This is a genomic window from Halomonas sp. B23F22_3 (assembly GCF_043496965.1).
Taxonomy (GTDB): domain Bacteria; phylum Pseudomonadota; class Gammaproteobacteria; order Pseudomonadales; family Halomonadaceae; genus Halomonas.
The window spans coordinates 167334-191615 of sequence record NZ_JBIEKG010000006.1; the positions used below are offsets into that span (position 1 = coordinate 167334).

Sequence of the window (24282 nt, forward strand, 5' to 3'; positions counted from 1 at the left end):
CCAGGGTGCTGCCCACCGCCGCTTCGGTGACGTTGACGGTGAAGATGGCTTGGTCGCCTTCGTCGACGACCTCGCCCTGGGCGTCAACCGCCGGATCCACCGACACGCCCGGCTCATCATTGTCCACGATCGTCGCCGTACCGGTGTCGCTGACCGTGCTGGTGCCGTCGCTCAGCTCGGCGGTCAGCTGGTAGGTCTCGTTCGGCTCGTCGACGTTGTCGTCGAGGGTCTGAGTACGGACCTGCACTTGCTGATCGCCGCCCTGCGGCAGGCTGATCGGCGCACTGTAGTCGAACCAGTCGGTGCCGTTGAGGCTGTACTCGAACGCCGCCTCGTAGTCGTCGCCGACGGCGGCCGTGCCGTCGTTCAGGGTCAGGGCCAGGGTGCTGCCCACCGCCGCTTCGGTGACGTTGACGGTGAAGATGGCTTGGTCGCCTTCGTCGACGACCTCGCCCTGGGCGTCAACCGCCGGATCCACCGACACGCCCGGCTCATCATTGTCCACTATGGTGCCGATGGCAGTCTGGCTGCCCACGGTCAGAACATAAGTCTCCGCCAGTTCGGCGATGTCATCACCGAGGCCGGCGAAGCTGACGCTAAAGCTGGTAACACCCGCCGGGACGGTGATAGTGCCATTGCTGCTGTCGTAGGTGACACCGTTGCTGAAGGTCGGCGGCTGACCGTAATCACTACCACCAATCGCCTCTACATCATTCCAGCTGAAGGTAAAGGTGACCGGCACAGTTGGGGGACCACTGAGGGTGACCACGTGGACAAGATCGGTGCCTTCCACCTCTGTGGCATCTGTGATGGAAAGGATGCTGGGCGGTGCATCAGGCACTTCATCGAGCGCCTGACTCTCGAGTTCGGATGGTTCATCCAGGGAGGCCAGGCCGTATTCGAAGGCGAGCGGATCGACGTTCTCGGTGATACGCGCCAGGCGCACGAAGTCATGGCCGCCCCCCGGTCCACCGGCGCCCCCGGCGCCTGCTGCGGTGGCATCGAGCCCCTCGAGCAGGTCGCCCTCGCCCTCCTCGAGGGCCGCCAGCAGCGCTTCCAGGTCCTCATCCTGTACGCTCGCCTCCTCCGCGACCACCGGCTGCTCGGCGTCGAGGTCGGCTGAGATGGCGACTTCCTGACCTTCGCCGATGACGGTGGGGTCGAGGCCATCGGCGAAGTCGAGGAGCACCCGGCCATTATCGGAGGTCACGAGGGTCTCGCCCTCCTGCAGGGTGTCGCCCACCCGCAGCTCGCGAAGATCGCCCGAGGCATCGCGCGCCCAGGCCTGGCCAGTGATGGAGATGATGGTAGCGATGGTCATGAGTCGACTCCCTGCGTACGAAGCGCTTGCGAGGCCGCCCAAGAGAAGAACGGCTGATACTCAGAAACTAGAGCAGCCGGAAAGGCCACACTATTGTACCGATGGCCATGGTCCCGCCTCTGGCCAACGGCATGCGGCGAGGCGCTGGATGCGACCTCGGTCATGAGAGACGGCCAAGGATCAGGCGGTTTCCCGCTGCCCAAGCTTCAGGATCAACTGCAGCCGATCGCGCACGCCGAGCTTGCGGAAGATGGCACCGAGGTGCGCCTTGACCGTGCGCTCGGTGATCTCGAGTCGCCGCGCGACCTCCTTGTTGCTCTGCCCCTCGGCCACGGCCAGCGCCACGGCCCGCTCACGCTCGGTCAGCTCCGAGAGGACCTCGTCCTGCTGTCGCGACTCGCCACCGAGGGCCCGGTAGGCACTGCCCATGACCTGGGCCAGCAGCTCGGGGGGCACCCAGATCCCCCGATGGCTCGTCACCAGCGCCATCTGCCGCAGCAGCTCGGGGGGCGACAGGGCATGGGCATAGCCGCGGGCCCCGGCGTCGAGTGCCCGAAGCGTCTCGAGCGGGTCGGGCGCATAGCTCAGCACCTTGACGATGGCTCCCCGGCCGCTCAGCAGGGTGACCAGGTTTGGCCAGGCCTCGATATCACTCATCACCCACACGCTGTCGCCCTCTCCGGCCTGGGCGCGAGCCTGCTGGCGACTGAGCAGGCGCGCCTCGCCGAAGGCGCCACGCCAGCGCGGGATATCGTCATGTCCGTGACAGACGAACAGCTGTGTCATCATCGTTCTCCCATGGAGTTCTCCCAGGCCCGCAGCACGGGCTTGAGCAGGTACTGCATCACGGTGCGCTTGCCGGTCAGGATGTCGACCTGGGCCGTCATGCCCGGGATCACCTCGAGCTCGCGGTGCTGCTGGGCATCCTCCCGTGTGCGCACCCGGACGAGGTAGAAGGTATTGCCCTCGTCGTCGGTGATGGTGTCGGCGCTGATGTGATCGAGCTCGGCCTCGAGGCCACCATAGATGGCGAAGTCATAGGCGGTCAGCTTGATGGTCGCCGGCTGGCCGGGCCGCAGGAAGGCGATGTCCTGGGGGGCAATCCGCGCCTCCACCAGCAGGGCATCGTCGCTGGGCACGATGTCGATTACCTCCTGGCCGGGCTGCACCACCCCGCCGAGGGTGTTGATCCCGAGGCGTTGCACCACCCCGTCGACCGGCGAACGGATCTCCGAGAGGCGCACCCGATCCTCGAGCCCGGCGCTCGACTCATCGAGTGCGGCCAGCTCGCCCAGGGTCCGCGACAGCTCGGTTCGCCACTCGTTGCGGGCGTTCAGCTCCACTTCACGAAGCTGGGCCTGAGCCTCGTCGATCGCCGACTGCAGGCGTTCCACCTGGGCGGCCGCCTGGGTGCGTTCACCGCTGGCCCGTGACACCTCGCGCCGCAGTCGCAGCACCTCGACCTCGGAGACGGCACCGGACTGCAGCAGGGGCCGCGTGAGGTTGAGCTCCTGGCTGGCCATGCCGAGTTCCCGGCCCGCGGTATCCCGCCGCGACTGCGCCTCGTCGAGCTCGGCGCGGCGCTGGGCGAGCCGCTCCTGGAGAATGCTCTGCTCCTCGGCCAGCTTGTCGAGGGCGTTCTGGTAGAGCTCACGCTCCTGATCGACGATCCCCGGAGCCTGCTCGGTGAGCGCCTCCGAGGGCGAAAACGTCGACCCGGTGGCGAGTGCCCTCAGGCGCTCCGCACGCGCCTGCAGCGATTGCGCGGTGGCGCGGTTCTCGCGAAAACTGGACAGAAACCGCGTGGGGTCGATGCGCATCAGCAGTTCGCCGGTCTCGACGCGCTCGCCCTCGCGCACCAGGATCTCCTGCACCACTCCGCCATCGAAGGACTGCACCCGCTGCAGCTGGCTGGAGGGAATCACCCGGCCCGTGCCACGCGTCACCTCATCGATGGGCGCCAGCCAGGCCCAGACCAGCAAGGCCGCCACGGCCAGCACCACCACGTAGAGGAAGGCCCGGGCACGGATCGGGTCCTGCTGCAGTCGCGCCCAGTCGGCGTCGCTCGCCCAGTCGCGGTTCAGGTGCGCCGCGCTGACCCGGCGGGCGAAGACTCGGTCGATGAAGGGACGAAACGGTCGCCCGCCCGTCTCGGAGAAACAGCCGATGGCCTCGAAGCCCTGCTGCTCGGCGCTCTTGTGGGAATCGGCCATCAGCTGGCCCTCCCGATCTGTCCCTTGCGCAGGGCCTCCACCACCTTGTCCCGTGGTCCGTCGGCCACCACCTTGCCGGCATCGATGACCAGGATGCGGTCGACCAGCGACAGCAGCGAGGTCCGATGGGTGACCACCACCAGAGTCTTGCCCTGGCCGTAGGCCTTGAGGTTGGCCTTGAAGGCCTCCTCGCTGGCGTGATCCATGGCGCTGGTCGGCTCGTCGAGCAGCAGGATGCGCGGATCGTGGACCAGCGCCCGGGCGATGGCTACGGCCTGGCGCTGGCCGCCGGAGAGCATCTGGCCGCGCTCCCCGACCGGCAGGTCGACGCCCTGGGGATGCCCATTGACCAGGCCGTCGAGCCCGCTCAGCTTGATCGCCCGCAACAGCGCCTCGTCGTCCACGCCGTCGCTGCCGCCCCCGGCGAGGATGTTGTCGCGCAGCGAGCCGAAGAACAGGCTGACGTCCTGGGGCACGTAGCCGATGTGGCGGCGCAGCTGAAGGGGATCGAACTGGCGAATATCCACGTCATCGATCATCACCGCCCCCGCCGTGGGCTGATAGAGCCCCAGCAGCAACTTGTTGAGCGTGGTCTTGCCACAGCCCACGCGCCCCAGCAGCGCCACCCGCTCGCCCGGCTCGATGGTCAGCGTGACGTCGCGCAGGGCGTCGCGCTCCGCCTCGGGATAACGCAGCGACACCTTGTCGAAACGGATCTCGCCCCGCACCACCGGGCGGTCGATGAAGGTCTTGCCGTCGGGTCGCTCCACCGGACGCTCCATCACCGCGTCGAGCGACTGCAGCGCCGTGGAGGCCTGGTGATACTGCGCCAGCAGCGCCGCCGCCTGGCTGATCGGGGCCATGGCGCGCGACGACAGCAGGTAGGCCGCGATCAACCCGCCCTGGGTCAGGTTGCCCTCGATGATCTGGTAGACCCCGATGACGATCACGCACACCGCCACGCTGTGCTGGGCCCAGAGCGCCACGCTCGAGACCGACGAGCTGACCAGGCGCAGCTGGGCGGAGGTGCGCGACAGGAAGGCCGAGGCCTTCTCCCAGCTGCCCTGGATCCGGCTCTCGGCGCGCAGCGACTTGACCGTCTCCAGGCTGGAGAGGGATTCGACCAGGGTGGCATTGCGCTGGGCCCCCACCCGCCAGGTGGTCTCGGAGAGCTCATGGAGCTTGCCCTGGGCGGCCATGGCATAGAGCAGCACGAAGGCGATGCCGACCAGCAGTGGGATCACCAGCGGCGGGCCGATCAGCGCGATGATGCCCACGAACAGCAGCACGAAGGGCAGATCGACCAGTGCCACCACCGTGGCCGAGCCGATGAAGGCCCGTACCGACTCGAAGGATTGCAGGGTGGCCGCGAAGGAACCGGTGGAGGCCGGGCGCGCCTCCATGCGCAGCCCCAACACACGCGCCATGATCGACGACGACAGCTTGACGTCGGCCCGACTCGCCGCCAGGTCGACGAAGGCGTTGCGCATCAGTCGCAGGGCCAGATCGAAGCAGAGCACGATGAAGATGCCCGCCGCCAGCACCCAGAGCGTCTCCGTGGCGTGGTTCGGCACCACCCGGTCGTAGACGTTGAGCACGAACAGCGGCATCGCCACCGCGAAGAGGTTGATCACCACCGAGCCCGCGATGACGTCGCGATAGAGCCTGCGATTCTCACGGACCACGCCCCAGAACCAGTGGCGCGAGCGCTGTCGGTTGACCTCGGGCCCGCGGGTGTCGAACCGAAAGCGCGGGCGCACGTAAATTGCCTGGCCGCTGTAGCTCGCCTGCAGGCCATCGAGGTTCACTTCGGTCTCGGCATCGCCGAGTTCGGGAAAGATCACTCGCGCACGGCGCGCCTTCAGATCCAGGGCCACCAGCACGCAGGCACGTCCCGGCTCGAGCAGCAGCACGGCGGGAAACAGCGCGGGATTGAGCTGCACCAGGCGGCTCTCGGTGATCCGCGCGGTCAGCCCGGCGCGGGACGCGGCGCGAGCGAACACGCCGGGCGTCAGTCGCCCCTGCTCGAGGGGCAGGCCGGCCAACAGCGACTCGGCCGTGGCCGCCCGATCATGCACCTGCGCGATGGTCTGCAGGCATTCGAGCAACTCGTCAGGCACCGCCGACCGAGAGGGCCCTGGGCCCGGGTCCAGCTCTTCTTTCTGTGACACAGCCACCTCATACGTCGAGTCGCCCCACCGCGATCACGGTGGGGCGCGGCATTCCGACAGGCCGTGCCTGCCCGTTTGCCGTCCGGTCAGCCGCGCACCGCATAGCTGCCAGCGAAGCCCATGGCTTCGAGCCGCTGACGCAGCGACGCCATCGCGGCGCGATCGACGATCGGGCCAAGCTGAACGCGGTGCAGCGTGCCGGCAGAGTCGAGCCGGACGGGAAGGTCGAATTCGCTTTCCAGGCGCTGTCCCAGGCCGTTGGCTCGCGCCTCGCTCGACAGGGCCGCCACCTGCAGGAAGGCGCCCTCCCGGCGTGGCAGTGTCACTGGCTCTGAGACTCGCACATCGACCTCGCCGTACAGATGGTCGGGCGCGGCGCGCCAGGCACTCCCGAGGCGGTCGGCCATGGCCGGCGCTGCCTGGTCACGCTCGAGGGCGCGACCGCTCAGATCCAGGTTCTCGCCGACGCGCTCGAGGGTCACCTCGACGCGGCGGTTCTGGCGGCGTCCGTCCACGGTGGCGTTGCTCGCCACCGGCTGGCGGGAACCGAACCCGCGGGTCTCGATCAGCCCTCGCTCGACTCCCTGGCTCACCAGGTAGCGCGCCACGCTGTCGGCACGCGCCTGGGAGAGCGGATCGTTGATGGCGTCACTGCCGGTGATGTCGGCATGGCCGGCGATGAAGACCCGGGCGAGGTTGTTCATGCCCCGGACCTCGGCGGCCAGCGCATCGAGCTCGGCTCTGGCATCGCCGCTCAGCTCCGCGCTGTTGATCTCGAAGAGGGCATCGGCGGAGAGGGTCACGTCCGGCGCTCGGGCCGGCGCCTCGATGCCACCGGTGAAGTCGGCCAGGGTGAAGCCCTGGGGGCCCGGGGCGGGACAGATCACGTCGGGATCGATCGCCACGCCGTCGCTGCCCAGTTCGGCGAGGCTCGGCATGTCGTCGCGACGCACCTGAAGCGCCTGCATTAGCTGGCCCATGGCGGCCAGGGTGCGGGCATCGGCCAGCGCCACGTCGTACTGGGCATTGGCATAGGCGCGACTCGCCTCGAAGTATTCGTTCTCGCTGTCCAGGACGTCGAGCAGGGTGCGCTGGCCGATATCGAACTGCTGCTGATAGGCCCCGCGGACGCGGTCGATCGACTGACGATGCTGGTTGAGGTACTGCAGCTGCTCGCGCAGGCGCTGGGTATCGTTGTAGGCAATCTGGGTGGTCTGGCGCACGTCGACGCAGGCCTTCTCGCGCAGGTTGACGGCCTGCTCGACCCGCTCGCTGGCGGCGAGGAAGGAGGCCCGATCGCTGCCGCCGCGGTAGAGGTTCATGCTGGCCACCAGCTCGATGCTGTGGCGATCCCGGTGCTCGCCATCGGCGACCAGGTCGTAGTTGCCGTCGTTGTTCTCGTAGGTGCCGGTGCGCCCGCGCAGGTCGAGGCGCGGATGGAAGGCCGAGCGGGCCCCACGCTGCTCGGCGCGGGAGGCCTCGATGTTCTCGATGGCGGCGTGGAACTCGGGGTTGCCCTGGAAGGCCAGATCGAGGGCCCGGCCGACGTCTGCCGGCAGGCGCTCGTCCATCTCCGGCACCGGCGCCAGGGTCTCGGCCGGCAGGTCGCCGACGATGCGCTGGAAGCGCGCCGTCACGTCGTGCAGGTTGGAGGCCTCGGTCAGCAGGTTGGACTCGGCCAGCGCCAGACGGCCGCTGATCTGCTCGAGATCGACGCGGCGCCCCGCGCCCGACAGCGCCCGCTCCTCGATCTGGTTGTAGACCCGCAGGTGCTCGCGATAGTTGTCCTGGGCCAGACGCACCAGCTCACGACGGCGCTGCACGTCCAGGTAGGCGCGGGTCGCTTCCAGCGCCACCTCCTCGCTCGCCCCCAACAGCTCGTAGTAGCGCACCAGCTCGGCCCGGTCGAGGCGCTCGACCTCGCTGGCCGTGGCCAGGCCGTCCCAGAGCATCTGGGTGATGGTCAGCTCGGCATAGCTGGTATCGTAGCTGCCTCGCCCATCGAGCTGGCGATCCTCCAGGCCGATGCCCGCGGCCACATCGACGCTGGGCAGGTAGTTGCCCCGCGCGACGCCGATGTCGTTGCCGGCGGCCTGGAAACCGTTCCAGGCCGCCATGACCTCGGGATTGGTCGAGATCGCCTGCTGCACGACCTGGCGCAGGTCGCTGCTCCCTGGGGACGCCAGGCCCTGAGGCAGCGACTGGGCCACCGCCGCGGTAATCGGCGCAAGCGCGAGGGACGCCCCCATGAGAACGGAGCCGACGAGACGGCGGGCATGATTGAGTTGCACGGGATCGGCGGTGACGTTCATGGGCATTCCCTTTCGAAGAGCGGCGGCGTGTCCGTGGAGCGGAACGGTCGGCCTGGCGATGATGAGATGCAGCTCCTGTCTTCGCGGCGATCACCGGCCGCTCACAGGATCAACTGAAACCTCTCGTCAGTCGTGGATCGCATCCACCCTCCCCATCGAAGAAATCGACCATCGCGTCACGCGAATTAGTGTCAGGAGAATGGGGCAGACACGACATCAAGCGCTTCATGCCTTTGCATCACGTGTTCCTTTGTAATCAATAGTAACTGAGCGACGGGATTTGTCCATCTTCCGACTGAGCGACATGGCGTCATACCTTGGCCAGTCGGCAGGGAGCGGGCCCCAGCGCGGGCGCTCTCGCGGCACGCGCGCCGGCAAACGTGGTATCGTCTGCCCGTCCCCGAAACGGCGTGGTTACACCAAGGAGAACGTCATGGCCTCATCGGAAATCCAGAAGACCCGCGTGATCAACGAGCTGCGGGGCTTCATCAAGAAACTTCTGCAGGATCCGAAGATTCTCGAGCAGTCACTGGACATCACCCGCCGCCAGCTCACCGAACCGGGCGATGGCGACGTGATGGCACGGATCGCCAACGAGATCTCCGAGACCACCAGCGTGCACATCCCCGAGGACCCCACCGAGCACTCGGAAGCCGACCGGCTGTTCCTGGAACTCCTCAAGGAAGTCGCCAGGGAGGAGCAGGCGCTCTACTGAACCCTGTCGCTTGACGGTACCGTCATGATCGCGCCCGGCCCCTGTGCCGGGCGCGGTGGTCTAGCCCCCACGGATCCAAGACGCGCCGTGCGGGCGAGGCACGTCATTGGTAGAATGCCCGCCACATCGTCACTGCTGCTCCCTTCGAATGACCTATCTGCTCAAGCTCCACCCCGAAATCACCATCAAGTCCCGCTCCGTTCGTCAACACATGACCCGCTGCCTCGCCAGCAACGTGCGCAATACCTTGCGCCTGCAGGAAGCCGGCGTGCGCGTGAAGGCAAGCTGGGACGCCCTGCGCGTCAGCTTTCCGGAGACGCTGCCTGCCGAACGCGAACGGGAGCTGGAAGAAAGCCTGACGCGCATCCCCGGCATCCACGAGGTGCTGGCGACGCAAGAGGTCTCCTGCGGCTCGCTCGACGAGGCCGCCGAATGGATCGTGCCCCATTGGGCGCCGGCGATCGCCGGACGCCGCTTCCGCGTCCGCGCCAAACGGCGCGGCGAGCACGCCTTCTCGTCGATGGATCTGGAACGCCACCTCGGCGGCGCCCTGCTGGCCGCCGAACCCTCGGCGCGGGTCGACCTGAAGCATCCCGAGGTGGTGGTGTCGGTGGAGCTGACCGGAAAGCGACTGCAGCTGATTCGCTCACGCCGCCCCGGCCTCGGTGGCTACCCGCTGGGCGTGCAGGGCGAAGCCCTGGCGCTGGTCTCGGGGGGCTTCGACTCGCCCGTGGCCGCCTGGCGCATGCTGCGCCGCGGCATCAAGACGCACTATCTGTTCTTCAACCTGGGCGGACCGGCCCATGAGGCCGGGGTCAGGGAGGTGACCCACCACCTCTGGCAGCGCTACAGCGCCTCGCACAACGTCGACTTCACCTCGGTGCCCTTCGAGGGCGTGGTCGCCGAGATCCTGCGCAGCATTCCGGACGGCCTGATGGGGATCATCCTCAAGCGCATGATGGTGCGGGTGGCCAGCCGCGTCGCGGCGCGTGCGAACATCCCGATGCTGGTCACCGGGGACGCCATCGCCCAGGTGTCGAGCCAGACGCTCACCAACCTGGCGTTGATCGACGCGGCCAGCGAACGGCCGATCCTGCGTCCGCTGGTCACCGAGGACAAGCAGGAGATCATCGACACGGCCCGCCGCATCGATACCGCCCGCTTCGCCGAGCAGATGCCTGAGTACTGCGGGGTCATCTCGCGGCGCCCCCACACCAGCGCGCCCACCGACAAGGTGCTGGCCGCCGAGGCCGGTTTCGACTTCTCGGTGCTGGAGGCCGCCGTCGACGCCGCCACCGTGACCCGAGCCAATCGCCTGGGGGAAAAGCCGCGCGAACCCGGCGAGGTCACCGTCGTCGACGGGCCGGCGCGACTCGCCGAGATGCCGGCGGTTAGCGTGATCGACATCCGCCGTCCCGACGAGTGCGAGGAAACGCCGTTGTCGCTTCCCGACGTGCCCTGCCTGGAGATCCCCTTCTACGAGCTTCAGGACCAGGCACAGCACCTGCCTGCCGATCGCGAGTACCTGCTCTACTGCGATCAGGGGGTGATGAGCCGCATGCAGGCGCTGCATCTCGCCGACCGGGGGCTCGATCACTTCGGGGTCTATCGCCTCGCGGCGACGGGCTGAGCCCCAGGGGCCGGGGCGACAAGAGCGAAAGCCGCGGCGGCCGATCTCGACGCGCGACCAGCGATGACGCTCGGGGATGCCTAGTGAGGGTGTCTGAGATGATCGACGAAGGCTCGCCAGCTCGCCGGCAGCGGTATCCAGCCGGCATCGACCATCTTCGGCAGCGCGACCAGCAGGCAGACGACCACCGCCCCGACCGCCATCGCCCAGCCGCTGTCGATGGCGATGCCCTTTCCGGCCAGCACGTAGATCAGGGTCATCGGCGACATGCCGAGCGCCGTCGCCACCAGGAAGCGACGCGTGGTGAGCGCCGTGAGCCCCGCCGCATAGCTGATCAGCGCGAAGGAGACGACGGGAATCAGCCGGGCCACGAGCACCATGCTGAAGAGGATGTGCTGCGGGCACTCGGGAAACAGGGCGACATGGCCATGCAGCAGCCGCTCGATGACCGGCCTGCCCGCCAGCCGGGCGATCCAGAAGCTCAGCCCGGCGCCCGTCAGGGCCCCGCTCATGCTGATCAGAAAGGCCAGCGGGGGATCATAGATCATCCCCGCCGCCACGCTGACCACCATGGTGGGAATGGGCCCGACCACCACCGTGAGCGCCATCACGCCCGCCAGCATCGGCGGCCCCCAGGGCCCCAGTCTCAGGCCGAGCCGCTCCAGGTTCACGGGATCGATCCAGCCCGCCTGGTAAACCCAGAGCCCCAGCGCCACCAGCCCCGCCAGCAGCAGCAGTGCCAGCAGCGCCTGCTTCCCATGCCGCGGCTCGATTCTCATGATGCCATTGTCATCCCTTGCGCGTGCGCTGATGTGGTGTGACGGGCGATCCGAGGTTCCGGCAACGGCCATCGATCAGCTCACCGCCCCGTCGCCTGGTTGGCCCCCGATCCCAGGAACGTCCGGGGCCGTTCGTTTTCTCCCGTCGGCACCCGGGATGGCACGGGCCTTCTACTCATTCTAGCCCTGTCTATCCGTCGGCCCGAGACGCCACGCACCGCCACGCGACCGTGTCGCCAGGCGACCGGACCGTCACGATCGGGCCCCATCGACCAGGCGCAACACACGAAAAGGCCCGGTGCACGCATGCACCGGGCCCGAGCCGTCATGAGACGATGGGCAGACCTGACTCAGTTGCAGGGCACCACGGTGCGCTGGGTGCTCAGGGCCCAGAGCCTCTGGCCATCTGGCGTCTCGCCCTGCTCACTCCAGGTCTCGGTGACCTTGACGCAGTAGGAGCCGAGGCTCTCGGTGGTCACCTGGGGATCGGCGGGACGCTCGTTGCCGATGCGCATGATGTCGGGATTCTCGCTGGTGTAGTTCGGGGCGATGGCCCCGCCGGCACAACCGGTGAGCAGCGCGACAACGCCCATGACGGGCAGGATACGGCGAAATGCCATGGGAGATACCTCCGTGAAGAACATTGGGGTCCCGCGAAGGTGACGTCAGGCTGATGAGTCCGCCGGCAGGCCGCGCCATCCACTGGGGCCCCGCCGCAGGAGAGGGGACTCTACCCGAGTCGTCGGGCCGTGCCAAACGTCGCCCGCCGGCGACGACGAGCCCGGGACCCCGTCCCCGTCAGGCGACGCGGCGGACGTCGGCGCTCCCCGAGGGCCGACCGCCAGGCGGGTGCAGCAGGGGAGGAAGATGCTACAATCCCAGCCCTGATTTCACGGATATGTCGCATGGCGGCCTCGACTTCGCCCCGGCGTCGAGTCGGCCGCCATCTACCACGCTTACGGAACCTCAGAGCCACCATGTCGAATACCGCCCCGCGCAAGATCCTGGTCACCAGCGCCCTGCCCTACGCCAACGGCGACATCCACCTGGGCCATCTGCTGGAGTACATCCAGACCGACATCTGGGTCCGCTTCCAGAAGAGTCGCGGCCATGAGTGCCACTATGTCTGCGCCGACGACGCCCACGGCACCGCGATCATGCTGCGCGCGGAGCAGGAGGGCATCACCTCGGAGGCGCTGATCGAGCGCGTCTCCCGCGATCACCAGACCGACTTCTCCCGCTTCGGGGTGGCCTTCGACAACTACCACTCGACCCACTCCGAGGAAAACCGCCACTTCAGCGAGCTGATCTACACCCGGCTGCGCGACAAGGGGCACATCGCCACCCGCGACATCGAGCAGATGTACGACCCGGCGAAGGGGCTGTTCCTGGCCGATCGCTTCATCAAGGGCACCTGCCCGAAGTGCAAGACCGAGGATCAGTACGGCGACAACTGTGAGGCCTGCGGGGCCACCTACACGCCGGCCGAGCTGATCGATCCGGTCTCGGCGATCTCCGGCGCCACTCCCGAGGTGAGAAGCTCCACCCACTACTTCTTCAAGCTGCCGGACTTCGCCGACTTCCTGAAGGCCTGGATCGACGACGATCACGTCCAGCCGCAGATCCGCAACAAGCTGATGGAGTGGTTCGAGTCCGGCTTCAACGAGTGGGACATCTCCCGCGACGCGCCCTACTTCGGCTTCGAGATCCCCGATGCGCCGGGCAAGTACTTCTACGTCTGGCTCGACGCGCCGATCGGCTACCTGGCGAGCTTCCAGAACCTCTGCGAACGCGAGGGCCTCGACTTCGACGCCTACTGGCGCAAGGACTCCGATGCCGAGGTCTACCACTTCATCGGCAAGGACATCGTCTACTTCCATGCGCTGTTCTGGCCGGCCATGCTGCACGGCGCCGACTTCCGCACCCCCACGGCCGTGAACTGCCACGGCTTCGTGACGGTCAATGGCGCCAAGATGTCCAAGTCCCGGGGCACCTTCATCAAGGCGGCCACCTACGCCGATCACCTGAACCCCGAGTACCTGCGCTACTACTTCGCCGCCAAGCTCACCTCGCGGGTCGATGACCTGGACCTCAACCTCGAGGACTTCGCCGCGCGGGTGAACAGCGACCTGGTCGGCAAGGTGGTCAACATCGCCAGTCGCTGCGCCGGCTTCGTCAAGAAGCTCGGCGGCGGCCAACTCTCCGCCCACTGCAGCGAGCCCGACATGGTCGCCCGCTTCATCGCCGCCGGTGACGAGATCGCCGAGGAATTCGAGGCGCGCGAGTTCGGCCGCGCCATGCGCCGCGTAATGGAGCTCGCCGACGAGGCCAACACCTACATCGCCGAGGCCGAGCCCTGGGTGCTGGCCAAGCAGGAGGGCCGCGAACAGGAGGTGCTCGACATCTGCTCGGTGGGCATCAACCTGTTCCGCCAGCTGATGGTCTACCTGGCCCCGGTGGTGCCGGCCATGGCCGACCAGGCCCGCGACTTCCTCAAGCTCGAGAGCCTCGCCTGGCACAGCCGCCATGCCCTGCTGGTGGATCACGAGATCGCCAAGTTCAAGCCGCTGATGACCCGCGTCGAGCGCGAGAAGATCGATGCCATGATGGAAGCGTCGAAGGAGGATCTGGTGGAAGAGCAAAAACTGAAGGAGGCCGCCAAGGGCCCCCTGGCCGAGGCGCCGATCGCCGAGGAGATCGCCTTCGACGACTTCGCCAAGGTCGACCTGCGCATCGCGCGTATCGCCAAGGCCGAGTACGTCGAGAAGGCCGACAAACTGCTCAAGCTGACCCTGGACCTGGGCGGCGAGAGCCGCACCGTGTTCGCCGGCATCCGCGCTTCCTATGCGCCCGAGGCCCTGGAGGGGCGCCTGACCGTGATGGTGGCCAACCTGGCCCCGCGCAAGATGCGCTTCGGCGTCTCCGAGGGCATGGTGCTCGCCGCCGGCAACGACGAGGGCATCACCCTGCTGAGCCCCGACGCCGGCGCCGAGCCGGGCCAGCGGGTCTGCTGAGCAATCGTGGTGACGGGAACCGCTGGCGCCTCGCGTGCCGAGCAGATCGAGGCGATCGACGCCCTGCTGCCCCAGACCCAGTGTGGCAAGTGCGGCCAGCCGGGCTGTCGCCCCTACGCCGAGGCGATCGTCGACGGCGAGGCGATCAACCGCTGCCCGCCCGGCGGGCAGGCGACGGTGGCCCGGCTCGCCGAGCTGACCGGCCGCGAGCCCGTGCCGCTCGCCGAACCGGCCCAGACGCCCCTGGTGGCCTGGATCCGCGAGGACGAGTGCATCGGCTGCACCAAGTGCATCCAGGCCTGCCCGGTGGACGCCATCCTCGGCGCCGCGAAGCGGATGCACACCGTCATCGCCGACGAGTGCACCGGCTGTGAGCTCTGCGTGGCGCCCTGCCCCGTGGACTGCATCGACCTGCTGCCCCATCCCGCCTGGGAGGCCGCCGAGAGCGAGGCGGAACGCGAGGCCTACCTGGCGCGGCGCGCCACCCTGGGCCGGCGGCGTCATCGGGCCCGCGAACGGCGCCTGGCAAGGGAGGCACGCGAGAAGCGTCTGGAGCGCCAGAAGCGGCTGATCCAGCAGCGCCAGCGCGCGGGCAGCACGCCGGCGGCTGGCCCCACCCCCCAGCGCCAGCGGCAGATGGCCGTCAAGGCGGCGGAGCAGGCGCTGCGCCGCGCCCGCCAGCAACTCACCCACGCCGAGCGCCAGGGCGACGCGGCCGCCCGGGAGGCGGCGCGCCAGCAGCTCGACGCCGCCCAGCGGCTCCTCGACGAGGCCCGCCGGGCGCTCGCGCCATCCGCCGCGGCAGAATGACACCCGACACCTTCCCGCACCATCGCGTGGGGCTGACGCCGGCTACTGCCGCCCCTCGCCCTTGCCAGGGACAGCCATGAACGCCAAGAAACGCTTTGACATCTTCGCGCGGCTGCGCGACCACAACCCCGAGCCGACCACCGAGCTTCACTGGTCCACCCCCTTCGAGCTGCTCGCCGCGGTGCTGCTCTCGGCCCAGGCCACCGACGTGGGCGTCAACAAGGCCACGGCCCGACTCTTCCCGGTGGCCAACACGCCCCAGGCGATCCTCGACCTGGGCCTCGACGGCCTGAAGGAGCACATCCGCACCATCGGCCTCTACAACACCAAGGCCGAGAACCTGATGAAGGCCTGCCGGATCCTGGTCGAGCAGCACGCGGGCGAGGTCCCGCGGACTCGCCAGGCCCTGGAGGCGCTGCCGGGCGTGGGCCGCAAGACCGCCAACGTGGTGCTCAACACCGCCTTCGGCGAGCCCACCATCGCCGTGGACACCCACATCTTCCGCGTCTCCAACCGTACCGGGATCGCCAAGGGCAAGGACGTGGTCGAGGTCGAGCAGAAGCTGCTGCGCCACGTGCCCAGGGAGTTCCGCCAGGATGCGCACCACTGGCTGATCCTGCACGGGCGCTACACCTGCCTGGCCCGCAAGCCGCGCTGCGGCAGCTGCGTGATCGAGGACCTCTGTGAATTCAAGGACAAGATCGACCTGTAGGGCGCACCGGCGAGACCCTCACTACGACATCACCACAACAACAAGAAGCCCCTCATCATGGCGATACTCGAGACCCTGCTGTTCCCCCCGCTGATCAATGTGCTGCTGACCCTGCTGGGGCTCGCCCTGTGGTCTCACCTGCGGCTGCTCGGCGGCCTGCTGGTGGTCCTGGGCCTGGGCGGGCTACTGATCCTGGCCACTCCGGTCGCCAGCCACGCCCTGCGCCAGGGCCTCGAACCGCCGGCGCTGGTCGGCCCGAGCCAGCTTCGCGAGGCCCAGGCCATCGTCATCCTGGGCGGCGGCCGCGACTTCGATGCCCCGGAGTTCGGCTGGGGCGACGCCCCGGCCAATGCCAGCTGGCGGCGACTGGCCTACGGCGCCCACCTGCACCGCCAGACCGGGCTGCCGATCCTGGTCAGCGGTGGCCGAGGCCATGACGAACACAGCGCCGAGGCGAGCCTGATGGCCGCGGCCCTGCGTGAGGTGTTCGAGGTGCCGGTGCGCTGGATGGAGGGGCGCAGCGGCGACACCGCCCAGAATGCCCGCTTCAGTACCGAAATGCTGGGCGCGAGCGGCATCGACCACGTCGCCCTGGTCTCCCAGGCCTGGCACCTGCCCCGGGCGCAGGCCGCCTTCGAGCGGTCGGGCCTTGTCGTCACGCCGGCCCCGACCGAGTTCGCGAGCCCTCCACCCGCCGGCCTAGGCGCCTGGATGCCACGGGTCTACCACCTGCACCAGAGCACCCGCGCCCTGCACGAGTGGCTGGGTCGCGCGGAACTCGCCCTGCGCGAGCAGCTGCTGCGCCGCGGTGAGTAAGCCCGCGCCCTCGCTTTTTCCCTCGCCCCCTTCTCCGACAAAGAGACTCGACATGCTGGATCTCCTGCTCCCCCTGAGCCTGTCCGCCGTCTTCGGCACCGTGGTCGGCACGGCGTTTCGCCTCTCCCGCCTGCCGGGCCGCGAGCGCCCCCTGCGCTTCCCGCTGGTGGGCCTCACCGCCGGCGTCACGGCCTTCTTCCTCCACCTGGTGCTGAACGCGGTGACCGGCGCGCCGGTCTGGCTGCTGCCGCTGCTGGTGATCCTGCAGGTCTGGCTGTGGCTGGGGCCACTGGGACCGAGGGTCGACCGGCCCAGGGACTGAGCGCCACGCTGACCGGGCGACATCCCAACGAACCCCGCCGCGGCCTAGCCGCGGCGGGGTTCAGGTGACGCCTTCGCGTCATGACGATGACGCGTCGATCCCTACTCGGCCAGCGCCAGCGGGAGATCCTCGCCCCGGGTCCACTCGGCCATCGAGCCGTCATACAGGCGAACCTGGTCGAACCCCGCCACCTCGCTGAGCACGAACCAGTCGATGGCCGCCCAGTGCCCGGTGTTGCAGAACGCCACGGTGGGCACCTCGCGATCCAGCTCGGCGGCGTTGATGCGCGCGCCGAGCACCTCGTCGTCCAGGTACCAGGCCTGCTGGCGCTGGGTGAGCAGGCGATGGAACGGCAGGTTGCGGGCACCGGGAATGGTCCCCGGCGCGGTGGCCGCCGGGGACTGGGTCTCGCCGCGGAAGTAGTCCGCCGGCCGGGCGTCCACCAGCTGCGCCTGGCTCTCGCGGGCGGCCTGCACCTCCTCGGTGGTGGCGATCAGCGTCGTGTCCAGCCGGCCCTGGAAGTCGGCGGCGTCGGGGGGCGGGGTCGCGCCGCTGGCGACCTCCTGCTCCTGGGCCCGCCAGCCGGCGAAGCCGCCGTCGAGGATCGCCACCTCGTCATGCCCCAGCACCTTGAAGGTCCAGTAGACCCGGGCGGCGCTGCCGAAATCGGTGGCGCCGGTGCCGGCGGGCACGATGACCACGGTATCGTCGTTGTCGATGCCGAGCCCGCCGATCAGCGACTCGAGTCTCTCAACCGACGGCAGCAGGCCGGAGACCTCGTCTCGAGTCTCGCGCCAGCCGGCCTCGGTGTAGCTGCTGTAGACGCTACCGGGGATGTGCGCCGCCTCGAAGCTGTCGCGGTCGCCGCCGTCGTCGATGCCCGAACGCACGTCGAGCACCACGAGATCCTCGTCGCCCAGCCGTTCGGCGAGCCAGTCGGCCCCGACCAGCGGCGAGACATCGGCGGCGATCGCCTGGGACGTGGCCATCGTCAGGCCCAGCCCCATGATCACGGACTTGAACATATTCCTGACCTCTTCACTCGGATTTAGATGCCCCCATTATCCGGGCGAGACCCGGGACCACAATATGAACAAATAGAATGAATGATCAGAAGCTTCTAGGAAAAGCTCATAAGAGCGTTCACGGCAAGCTGAACTCCCCCACCGCCTCGACCGTGCGCCGGTAAGCGGGGCGCTCGCGACAGGCGGCCAGGAAGGCGCGCAGTCGCGGATAGTCGGCCAGGCCACCGCCGGCTTCCAGCGCCAGCAGCGGGAAGCTCATCTGGATATCCGCCGCGCTGAAGGTCTCGCCGGCGAACCAGGGGGCGCGCTCGAGTTCGGCCTCCCAGTAGTCGCTCAGGCGGCGAATCTGCGGCGCGAGAAACTGCTGCTCCACGCCGCGGGCGAAGAGCCGGCCGAGGGGCCTGGCGAGTGCCGGTACCGGAGGCTTGCCGAGGCTCGCGAAGACCAGCCGCATCACCAGCGGCGGCATCGCCGAGCCCTCCGCGTGATGGAGCCAGAAACGATAGCGCTCGCGCGCCTCGCTGCCCGCCGGTGGCACCAGGGCGTCATGCCCCTCGAAGCGCTCGACCAGATACTCGAGGATCGCCCCCGACTCCGCCACCACCCGGCCGTCCCGCGCCTCGTCGGTGATCACCGGCGACTTCCCGAGCGGATGCACCTCGCGCAGGGCGGCGGGCGCCAGCAGGGTGCGCGCGTCGCGCCGATAGGTGACGATCTCGTAATCGACGGCCAGCTCCTCGAGCAGCCACACGACCCGCTGCGAACGGGAGTTCTCCAGATGATGAACCTTGATCATGCCTCTCTCCTTGCTGCCTGCCCCGGACGGCCGGGGTGATCCCGGCCACCCTAGCACGCCGTGGCGACTCGTCTCCTGCCAAGGTCGTCTTTGCCCGCCTCCGGGCGGCCACTAAACTGATCGGTAACGCTGCATGAACGCAGGCAGGCAAGACCGCCACGCCGGGACCTCACGCAGTGGAGCCTTCACAACGATAAAGGAGAGCACCATGGCCAAGGTGCTGGTGGTGGATGACGAGCCCAACATCGTCCTGTCCCTGGAGTTCCTGATGCAGCAGGCCGGCTTCGAGGTGGACACCGCCGAGGATGGCGAAAGCGCCCTGGCACGCATCGCCGAGGCGGCCCCCGACCTGCTGCTGCTCGATATCAGCCTGCCGGGCATCAGCGGCTTCGATGTCCTCGAGCGCCTGCGCGCCGACCCCGACCACGCGCGGCTGCCGATCGTCATGCTCACCGCCCACGGCCGCGAGGTGGAACGCGAGAAGGGCCTCGCCCTGGGCGCCGACGACTATGTCACCAAGCCCTTCTCGACCCAGGCGCTGGTCGAGAAGGTCAAGACGCTGCTCGCCGAGGCCTCCTGATGGCCCGGCGAAGCAAGAGCCTGCCCCGCCGCCAGCGGCTGATCGGCCTGTGGCTGCTGCTAAGCGGCGTCAGCATCTTCGGCGGTACCGTCTTCGCCCTTTGGCTCGACGGCCTGGCCGGGCTCTCCGGCATGGCGCGCGTCTGGCTATGGCTCGGCTGCCTCTCCGGCGGCGGTACCATCTTCCTGGTCGGCCTGCTGCTCGAACGCCAGCTGTTCACGCCGCTACGCCACCTGCAGGTGCAGCTGGCCCGCCTGGTGGCCAATCCCGATGCGCGGCAGGACTATCCGCCCGAGGGGTGGCTCAAGGGCCTCGGGCCGGACCTGATGCGCGTTCGCGAGGCCTGGCGCGCCGACCGCGAACGTCTGGCCACCGCCCATGCCGAGGGGGCGCTCAGCGCGACCCGCGTGCGCCAGGAGCTCGAGACCCTGCTGCAGGTCCTCGACACCCCGCTGCTGCTCTGCGATCACCACCGCCGGCTGCTGCTCTTCAACCAGGCGGCCGAGACGCTCTTCGAAGGCCACCCTGGTCTCGGGCTCGGCAAGCGGCTCGACGCCCTGCTGCCGATCACGAGCCTCGAGGATGCCCTGGGCGAGCTGCCCGACGACGGCACCCCCCGGGAGATCCTGGTGCCCTGCGACGAGCGCTGGCTGCACGCGGTGCTGCGCCGCGTTCCCCACAGCCACCAGGAGACCCTGCTGACCCTCACCGATACCACCGCGGCCTGGTCCAGCGAGATGGGCGCCCGCGCCGAGCTGGCCGAGATGCTGCCGCCCCTGCGACGCCACAGTGCCAGCCTCTCCAGCGCCGCCGATGCCCTGGTCGGCGTGCGCACGTCATCGCCGACCAGCGAGCTGGGGCAGCGCCTGGAGGCGGTGATCGACGAGGAGGGCCGGGCGCTGGCTCGCCAGCTCGAGCAGATGGGCAAGGTCATGGAGGACATGCATCGACAGGGCGAGCGGCTGGTGCCCCTGTGGTCCAACGACCTCTGGTCCTCGCTCGCCGCCCGCCACGGCAGGAACGGCGTGCGGATCACCCCCATCGGCATGCCCGCCTGGCTCAAGGCCGACGCGCCGGCGCTGCTGGCCCTGCTCGATTCGCTGCTGCCCCGACTGGCGACCCACGCGGGTCAGGGTGAGCTCGAGGGCGAGGTCTGCCTGGGCAATCGGCGCGTCTACCTGGACCTGATCTGGCAGGGCGGCGTGCTCGGCGAACCCCAGCTGGAGGCCTGGCGCAGCGAGCGACTGGACGCCCTGCCCTTCGCGCCGCGGGTCGGCGACGTGCTGCGCCAGCACGGCAGCGATGCCTGGAGCCTCGCCGACGATGACGGGCACCATGCCCGGCTGCGCCTGCCGCTGCCGGCGGCCGACCGGGTCGCCCCGCCCCGCCCACGCACCCCGCCGCGCCCGGAGTTCCACGACTTCGGCATCGCCGAGATGCCGGCCCCGGACGCCGAGCTGGCGGCGCGCCCCCTGCGCACCCTCGACGTGGTCGCCTTCGACACCGAGACCACCGGCCTGGAGCTGCGCCGCGGCGACACAGTGGTGAGCATCGGGGCCTGTCGGATCGTCAATGCCCGCCTGCTGGCCAGCGACGTCTTCGACCTGTACGTCGACCCCGAACGCCCCATCCCCCCGGCCAGCACCGCCATTCACGGCATCACCGATGACGACGTTGCCGGCGCCCCACCGCTCTCCGTGGCCCTGCCGCGCTTTCGCGACTATATCGGCGAGGCGGTGATCCTCGCCCATAACGCCGCCTTCGACCTGCTGGCCATCCAGCCGCCGGGGGGCGGCGTCGAGTTCGACATGCCGGTGCTCGACACCCTGCTGCTGTCGCGAGCGCTGGACGAGAGCCTCGACGGTCACGACCTGGACAGCCTGGCCGACCGCTACGACCTGAGCTTTCCCCCCGGCACCCGCCATACCGCCCTGGGCGATGCCCGGGTCACCGCGGAGCTGTGGCTGTCGCTGCTGCCGCGCCTGGAGGCGCGGGGCATCGAGACCCTCGAGCAGGCGCTGGCCCTCCAGGCCAGCGCCTTCGACCGGGAGGATGCCTTCGCCTCGTGAACGCCCCTCGCCGCAAGGAGCGCCTGGTCGCCCTGATCGTGCTGGCGGCGCTGCTGTTCTCGCCGCCGCTGGTGCTGATCGCCACTCCATCGGCGGACGGCGTGAGTCGGCTGGTGCCCTATGTCTTCCTCGCCTGGGGCCTGGTGATCGGCCTCATGGCGTGGCTGATGGAGCGTCGGGATGAGGACTGACGGGCGATGACGAGCGGTCTCGTGGTGGTGATTCTCGCCTTTGGCTACCTGGCGCTGCTCTTCGTCATCGCCGCCTGGGGAGATCGGCGCGCCGCCCAGGGCCGGTCGCTGATCGGCTCCCCGACCGTCTACGCGCTCTCCATCGCCGTCTACTGCACCGCCTGGACCTTCTACGGCAGCGTCGGGCGGGCGGCCGAGTTCGGCCCCAGCTTCCTGCTGATCTACCTGGGCCCGACCCTGGCGATGCTGATGGCGCCCTTCGTCATCGGCAAGATGGTGCGCATCGCCAGCGCCCAGCGCATCACCTCCATCGCCGACTTCATCAGCGCCCGCTACGGCAAGAGCTCGAGCCTAGGGGCGCTGGTCGCACTGATCGCCCTGATCGGCATCACCCCCTACATCGCCCTGCAGCTCAAGGCGATCACCGTCAGCCACGCCGTGCTGGTCAACTACCCCCAGGCCGCCGATCTGCCGCTGGCCGACGAACGATTCTGGAGCGACCGGTCGTTCTGGGTCGCGCTGGTCCTGGCGGTCTTCATCATCCTCTTCGGCACCCGCCACCTGGATGCCAGCGAGCGCCACGAGGGCATGGTCGCCGCCATCGCCTTCGAATCGCTGGTCAAGCTCATGGCCTTCCTCGCGGTGGGCATCTTCACCGTGTTCGTGCTGTTCAACGGCCCCGCCGACCTCTTCGCCCAGGCCGGCGAACGAGCCGAGCTCACCCGCCTGCTGAGCCTGGACGCGGTGCCCGGCGGCGCGCTCGGCTGGGTGGGCATGCTGGTGCTGGCCTTTCTCGCCTTCCTCACCCTGCCCCGGCAGTTCCAGGTGCTGGTGGTCGAGAACGTCGACGAGCGCCATATCAAGCGGGCCAGCTGGCTCTTCCCGCTCTATCTGCTGGTGATCAACGTGTTCGTGATCCCCATCGCCCTGGCCGGGCTGCTGCTGGGCGGCGGCGACTCCGACAGCTTCGTGCTCACCCTGCCGCTCTCCGCCGGCCTGGAGGCCCTGCCGCTGCTGGTCTTCATCGGGGGGCTCTCGGCCGCCACCGGCATGATGATCGTCGAGACCATCGCCCTGTCGACCATGGTCAGCAACCAGCTGGTGATGCCGCTGCTGCTGCGCTCGAACCGACTGCACCTGAGCACCCGGGGCGAACTGGCCGGGTGGCTGCTGGGCATCCGCCGCGTCAGCATCCTGCTGATCCTGCTGCTCGGCTATCTCTATCATGCGCTGATCGGCGAGACCTACAGCCTGGTGACCATCGGCCTGGTCTCGTTCGCCGCGGCGTGCCAGTTCGCCCCGGCGCTGCTGATCGGCCTGTACTGGCGCGGCGCCCGGCGACGCGGGGCCGCGCTCGGCATGAGCGCGGGCTTTCTGGTCTGGGCCTGGACCCTGCTGATCCCGGGCTTCGCCCAGTCCGGCTGGCTCGACCCGGGCTTTCTCGACCAGGGCCCCTGGGGCATCGGCTGGTTGCGGCCCTATGCGCTGTTCGGGCTCGAGGGCTGGGACATCTACACCCACTCGCTGCTGTGGAGCCTTACCGCCAATGTCGGCCTGCTCGTGGGGGTGTCGCTCTTCACCCGCCCCTCGGCCCTGGAGCAGACCCAGGCGGCGCTGTTCACCGAGGCCATGCCGCCGGGCCTGGTGCCGACCTCGCTGTGGCAGGGCCTGACCACCCGCGGCGAGCTGCGCGCCCTGCTCGACCGCTACCTGGGCGAGGCCGCCAGCCAGCGGGTCTTTGCCGCTCACTCCCTCGAGGCCGACGAGGGTGACGATGACCAGCCCGCCCCCGCGGCGCTGACGCTGCGGGTCGAGCAGGCCCTGGCCGGCTCGCTGGGCAGTGCCTCGGCCCGGGTGCTGATCGACTCGGTGGCCCGCGGCGAGGCGCCGGATCTGGAATCGATCCTGCGCATCCTCGATACCACCTCCGAGACCCTCGAGATGAACCGCCGCCTCGAGCAGAAGTCGAGCGAACTGGCCCGCGCCAGCGAGGAGCTGCGCGCGGCCAACGAACGGCTGCGCGAGCTCGACCGGCTCAAGGACGAGTTCGTGGCCATGGTCAGCCACGAACTGCGCACGCCGCTCACCTCGATCCGCGCCTTCGCCGAGATCCTGCGCGACAACCAGGCGCTGCCCGACGAGAAGCGCGAGCACTTCCTCGATGTGGTGGTGCGCGAGAGCCAGCGCCTGTCGCGACTGATCGAGGAGATCCTCGACCTGGCCCGGCTGGAGAGCGGTCGCCTGACCCTGTCGCCGACACGCCTCGACCTGGTGGCGCTGACGCGCCAGAGCGTCGAGGCGGTGCAGCGGCTCCAGGAGGACCGCGGCGTCACCCTCGAGGTGGAGATCACGCCCGAGACCGCCTGGGTCATCGGCGATGCCGACCGTCTCGAGCAGGTGACCATCAACCTGCTCGACAACGCCGGCAAGTTCGCCGCCGATGACGCCCCCCGGGTGCTGCTGCGCCTGGCGCGCCACAAGAACCACTACCGCCTCGCCGTCGAGGACAACGGCCCCGGCATCGCCCCCGACGAGCGCGAGCGGGTCTTCGAGAAGTTCCACCAGATCCAGCATCAGGAGAGCGGCGAGACCCGGGGGCGCCCGCGCGGAAGCGGCCTCGGCCTGCCCATCAGCCGCGGCATCGTCGCCCATCTCGGCGGGCGGTTGTGGATCGAGGAAGCGAGTCGCCTGGGCGGCGCCTGCCTGGTGATGGAACTCCCCGAGGCCCCGGCAGCCGCCGATGATCCCGGCGGCGCTACTCAAGAGGACCGGAACTCGGGCGACACGCCGGCCACGACGTGAACCG

20 protein-coding genes are annotated in these 24282 nt (G+C 69.1%); 11 read left to right on the forward strand and 9 right to left on the reverse strand.

Annotation, left to right across the window (positions count from 1 at the left end):
• From ACGTNG_RS15090 to ACGTNG_RS15110, 5 genes are all read right to left on the reverse strand, one after another.
• On the reverse strand, positions 1 to 1321 hold a 1321-nt coding region (locus tag ACGTNG_RS15090), incomplete at its 3' end, for a retention module-containing protein (protein WP_394797348.1).
• Positions 1322 to 1501: 180 nt separating this feature from the next.
• Positions 1502 to 2107 carry a response regulator transcription factor gene (locus ACGTNG_RS15095; RefSeq protein WP_394797349.1) on the reverse strand — a complete coding sequence of 202 codons (606 nt, stop codon included), beginning with the start codon at positions 2105 to 2107 and terminating at the stop codon, positions 1502 to 1504.
• On the reverse strand, positions 2107 to 3534 hold the full coding sequence (locus ACGTNG_RS15100) for an HlyD family type I secretion periplasmic adaptor subunit (protein WP_394797350.1): 1428 nt from the start codon (positions 3532 to 3534) through the stop codon (positions 2107 to 2109). The genes ACGTNG_RS15095 and ACGTNG_RS15100 overlap by 1 nt, the downstream gene beginning before the upstream one ends.
• Positions 3534 to 5705 carry a type I secretion system permease/ATPase gene (locus ACGTNG_RS15105; protein ID WP_394797351.1) on the reverse strand — a complete coding sequence of 724 codons (2172 nt, stop codon included), beginning with the start codon at positions 5703 to 5705 and terminating at the stop codon, positions 3534 to 3536. The genes ACGTNG_RS15100 and ACGTNG_RS15105 overlap by 1 nt, the downstream gene beginning before the upstream one ends.
• 86 nt (positions 5706 to 5791) lie before the next feature.
• On the reverse strand, positions 5792 to 8017 hold the full coding sequence (locus ACGTNG_RS15110) for a TolC family outer membrane protein (RefSeq protein ID WP_394797352.1): 2226 nt from the start codon (positions 8015 to 8017) through the stop codon (positions 5792 to 5794).
• 433 nt (positions 8018 to 8450) lie between these two features.
• Between ACGTNG_RS15110 and ACGTNG_RS15115 the strand changes: the two genes are divergently transcribed.
• Both ACGTNG_RS15115 and thiI read left to right on the forward strand, forming a co-directional pair.
• Positions 8451 to 8732, forward strand: a complete 282-nt coding sequence (locus ACGTNG_RS15115; RefSeq protein ID WP_138179719.1) for a hypothetical protein — start codon at positions 8451 to 8453, stop codon at positions 8730 to 8732.
• A gap of 148 nt (positions 8733 to 8880) precedes the next feature.
• The gene (gene thiI, locus ACGTNG_RS15120) at positions 8881 to 10362 is read left to right on the forward strand and encodes a tRNA uracil 4-sulfurtransferase ThiI (RefSeq protein WP_394797353.1); all 1482 of its coding nucleotides are present in this window, start codon (positions 8881 to 8883) and stop codon (positions 10360 to 10362) included.
• A gap of 80 nt (positions 10363 to 10442) precedes the next feature.
• Here thiI and ACGTNG_RS15125 read toward each other — a convergent pair whose 3' ends face one another.
• Positions 10443 to 11141: a TVP38/TMEM64 family protein gene (locus tag ACGTNG_RS15125; RefSeq protein ID WP_394797354.1), complete on the reverse strand. Its 699-nt coding sequence runs from the start codon at positions 11139 to 11141 to the stop codon at positions 10443 to 10445.
• A 350-nt stretch (positions 11142 to 11491) separates the two neighbouring features.
• Positions 11492 to 11761 (reverse strand): hypothetical protein, encoded by a 270-nt coding sequence (locus tag ACGTNG_RS15130; RefSeq protein WP_394797355.1) that lies wholly within the window; start codon positions 11759 to 11761, stop codon positions 11492 to 11494.
• 357 nt (positions 11762 to 12118) lie between these two features.
• Here ACGTNG_RS15130 and metG point away from each other — a divergent pair, with 357 nt between their 5' ends.
• The 5 genes from metG (at position 12119) to ACGTNG_RS15155 (ending at position 16815) form a co-directional block, all read left to right on the forward strand.
• Positions 12119 to 14155, forward strand: a complete 2037-nt coding sequence (gene metG, locus ACGTNG_RS15135) for a methionine--tRNA ligase (RefSeq protein ID WP_394797356.1) — start codon at positions 12119 to 12121, stop codon at positions 14153 to 14155.
• Between the two features lie 9 nt (positions 14156 to 14164).
• A complete protein-coding gene (gene rsxB / locus ACGTNG_RS15140; protein WP_394797357.1) occupies positions 14165 to 14965 on the forward strand; it encodes an electron transport complex subunit RsxB in 801 nt (266 codons plus the stop codon).
• 76 nt (positions 14966 to 15041) lie between these two features.
• Positions 15042 to 15677: an endonuclease III gene (nth, locus tag ACGTNG_RS15145; protein ID WP_394797358.1), complete on the forward strand. Its 636-nt coding sequence runs from the start codon at positions 15042 to 15044 to the stop codon at positions 15675 to 15677.
• Between the two features lie 57 nt (positions 15678 to 15734).
• Positions 15735 to 16493: a YdcF family protein gene (locus ACGTNG_RS15150; RefSeq protein WP_394797359.1), complete on the forward strand. Its 759-nt coding sequence runs from the start codon at positions 15735 to 15737 to the stop codon at positions 16491 to 16493.
• A 52-nt stretch (positions 16494 to 16545) separates the two neighbouring features.
• Entirely contained in the window at positions 16546 to 16815 is a 270-nt protein-coding gene (locus ACGTNG_RS15155) for a hypothetical protein (protein WP_394797360.1), read from the forward strand.
• A 101-nt stretch (positions 16816 to 16916) separates the two neighbouring features.
• Here the strand turns inward: ACGTNG_RS15155 and ACGTNG_RS15160 are convergent, their stop codons facing one another.
• Complete coding sequence (locus ACGTNG_RS15160; protein ID WP_394797361.1) at positions 16917 to 17840, reverse strand: sulfurtransferase; 924 nt, start codon at positions 17838 to 17840, stop codon at positions 16917 to 16919.
• Positions 17841 to 17958: 118 nt separating this feature from the next.
• Complete coding sequence (locus ACGTNG_RS15165) at positions 17959 to 18636, reverse strand: glutathione S-transferase (protein ID WP_394797362.1); 678 nt, start codon at positions 18634 to 18636, stop codon at positions 17959 to 17961.
• 208 nt (positions 18637 to 18844) lie between these two features.
• Here ACGTNG_RS15165 and ACGTNG_RS15170 point away from each other — a divergent pair, with 208 nt between their 5' ends.
• From ACGTNG_RS15170 to ACGTNG_RS15185, 4 genes are read left to right on the forward strand one after another with little or no spacing between them, the layout of a single operon-like run.
• Positions 18845 to 19216 (forward strand): response regulator transcription factor, encoded by a 372-nt coding sequence (locus ACGTNG_RS15170; protein WP_394797363.1) that lies wholly within the window; start codon positions 18845 to 18847, stop codon positions 19214 to 19216.
• Positions 19216 to 21285, forward strand: a complete 2070-nt coding sequence (locus ACGTNG_RS15175) for a 3'-5' exonuclease (protein ID WP_394797364.1) — start codon at positions 19216 to 19218, stop codon at positions 21283 to 21285. The genes ACGTNG_RS15170 and ACGTNG_RS15175 overlap by 1 nt, the downstream gene beginning before the upstream one ends.
• Positions 21282 to 21476 (forward strand): hypothetical protein, encoded by a 195-nt coding sequence (locus ACGTNG_RS15180; RefSeq protein ID WP_394797365.1) that lies wholly within the window; start codon positions 21282 to 21284, stop codon positions 21474 to 21476. The genes ACGTNG_RS15175 and ACGTNG_RS15180 overlap by 4 nt, the downstream gene beginning before the upstream one ends.
• A gap of 6 nt (positions 21477 to 21482) precedes the next feature.
• Positions 21483 to 24278: an ATP-binding protein gene (locus ACGTNG_RS15185; protein ID WP_394797366.1), complete on the forward strand. Its 2796-nt coding sequence runs from the start codon at positions 21483 to 21485 to the stop codon at positions 24276 to 24278.
• Positions 24279 to 24282: the final 4 nt, after the last annotated feature.

What these genes read in the sequence shown, in the direction of transcription:
- ACGTNG_RS15095 (WP_394797349.1), bottom strand. Translation starts at nt 2,107, where the DNA reads ATGACACAGCTGTTCGTCTGTCACGGACATGACGATATCCCGCGCTGG.
- ACGTNG_RS15100 (WP_394797350.1), bottom strand. Translation starts at nt 3,534, where the DNA reads ATGGCCGATTCCCACAAGAGCGCCGAGCAGCAGGGCTTCGAGGCCATC.
- ACGTNG_RS15110 (WP_394797352.1), bottom strand. Translation starts at nt 8,017, where the DNA reads ATGAACGTCACCGCCGATCCCGTGCAACTCAATCATGCCCGCCGTCTC.
- ACGTNG_RS15115 (WP_138179719.1), top strand. Translation starts at nt 8,451, where the DNA reads ATGGCCTCATCGGAAATCCAGAAGACCCGCGTGATCAACGAGCTGCGG.
- thiI (WP_394797353.1), top strand. Translation starts at nt 8,881, where the DNA reads ATGACCTATCTGCTCAAGCTCCACCCCGAAATCACCATCAAGTCCCGC.
- ACGTNG_RS15125 (WP_394797354.1), bottom strand. Translation starts at nt 11,141, where the DNA reads ATGAGAATCGAGCCGCGGCATGGGAAGCAGGCGCTGCTGGCACTGCTG.
- ACGTNG_RS15130 (WP_394797355.1), bottom strand. Translation starts at nt 11,761, where the DNA reads ATGGCATTTCGCCGTATCCTGCCCGTCATGGGCGTTGTCGCGCTGCTC.
- metG (WP_394797356.1), top strand. Translation starts at nt 12,119, where the DNA reads ATGTCGAATACCGCCCCGCGCAAGATCCTGGTCACCAGCGCCCTGCCC.
- nth (WP_394797358.1), top strand. Translation starts at nt 15,042, where the DNA reads ATGAACGCCAAGAAACGCTTTGACATCTTCGCGCGGCTGCGCGACCAC.
- ACGTNG_RS15150 (WP_394797359.1), top strand. Translation starts at nt 15,735, where the DNA reads ATGGCGATACTCGAGACCCTGCTGTTCCCCCCGCTGATCAATGTGCTG.
- ACGTNG_RS15155 (WP_394797360.1), top strand. Translation starts at nt 16,546, where the DNA reads ATGCTGGATCTCCTGCTCCCCCTGAGCCTGTCCGCCGTCTTCGGCACC.
- ACGTNG_RS15160 (WP_394797361.1), bottom strand. Translation starts at nt 17,840, where the DNA reads ATGTTCAAGTCCGTGATCATGGGGCTGGGCCTGACGATGGCCACGTCC.
- ACGTNG_RS15165 (WP_394797362.1), bottom strand. Translation starts at nt 18,636, where the DNA reads ATGATCAAGGTTCATCATCTGGAGAACTCCCGTTCGCAGCGGGTCGTG.
- ACGTNG_RS15170 (WP_394797363.1), top strand. Translation starts at nt 18,845, where the DNA reads ATGGCCAAGGTGCTGGTGGTGGATGACGAGCCCAACATCGTCCTGTCC.
- ACGTNG_RS15175 (WP_394797364.1), top strand. Translation starts at nt 19,216, where the DNA reads ATGGCCCGGCGAAGCAAGAGCCTGCCCCGCCGCCAGCGGCTGATCGGC.
- ACGTNG_RS15185 (WP_394797366.1), top strand. Translation starts at nt 21,483, where the DNA reads ATGACGAGCGGTCTCGTGGTGGTGATTCTCGCCTTTGGCTACCTGGCG.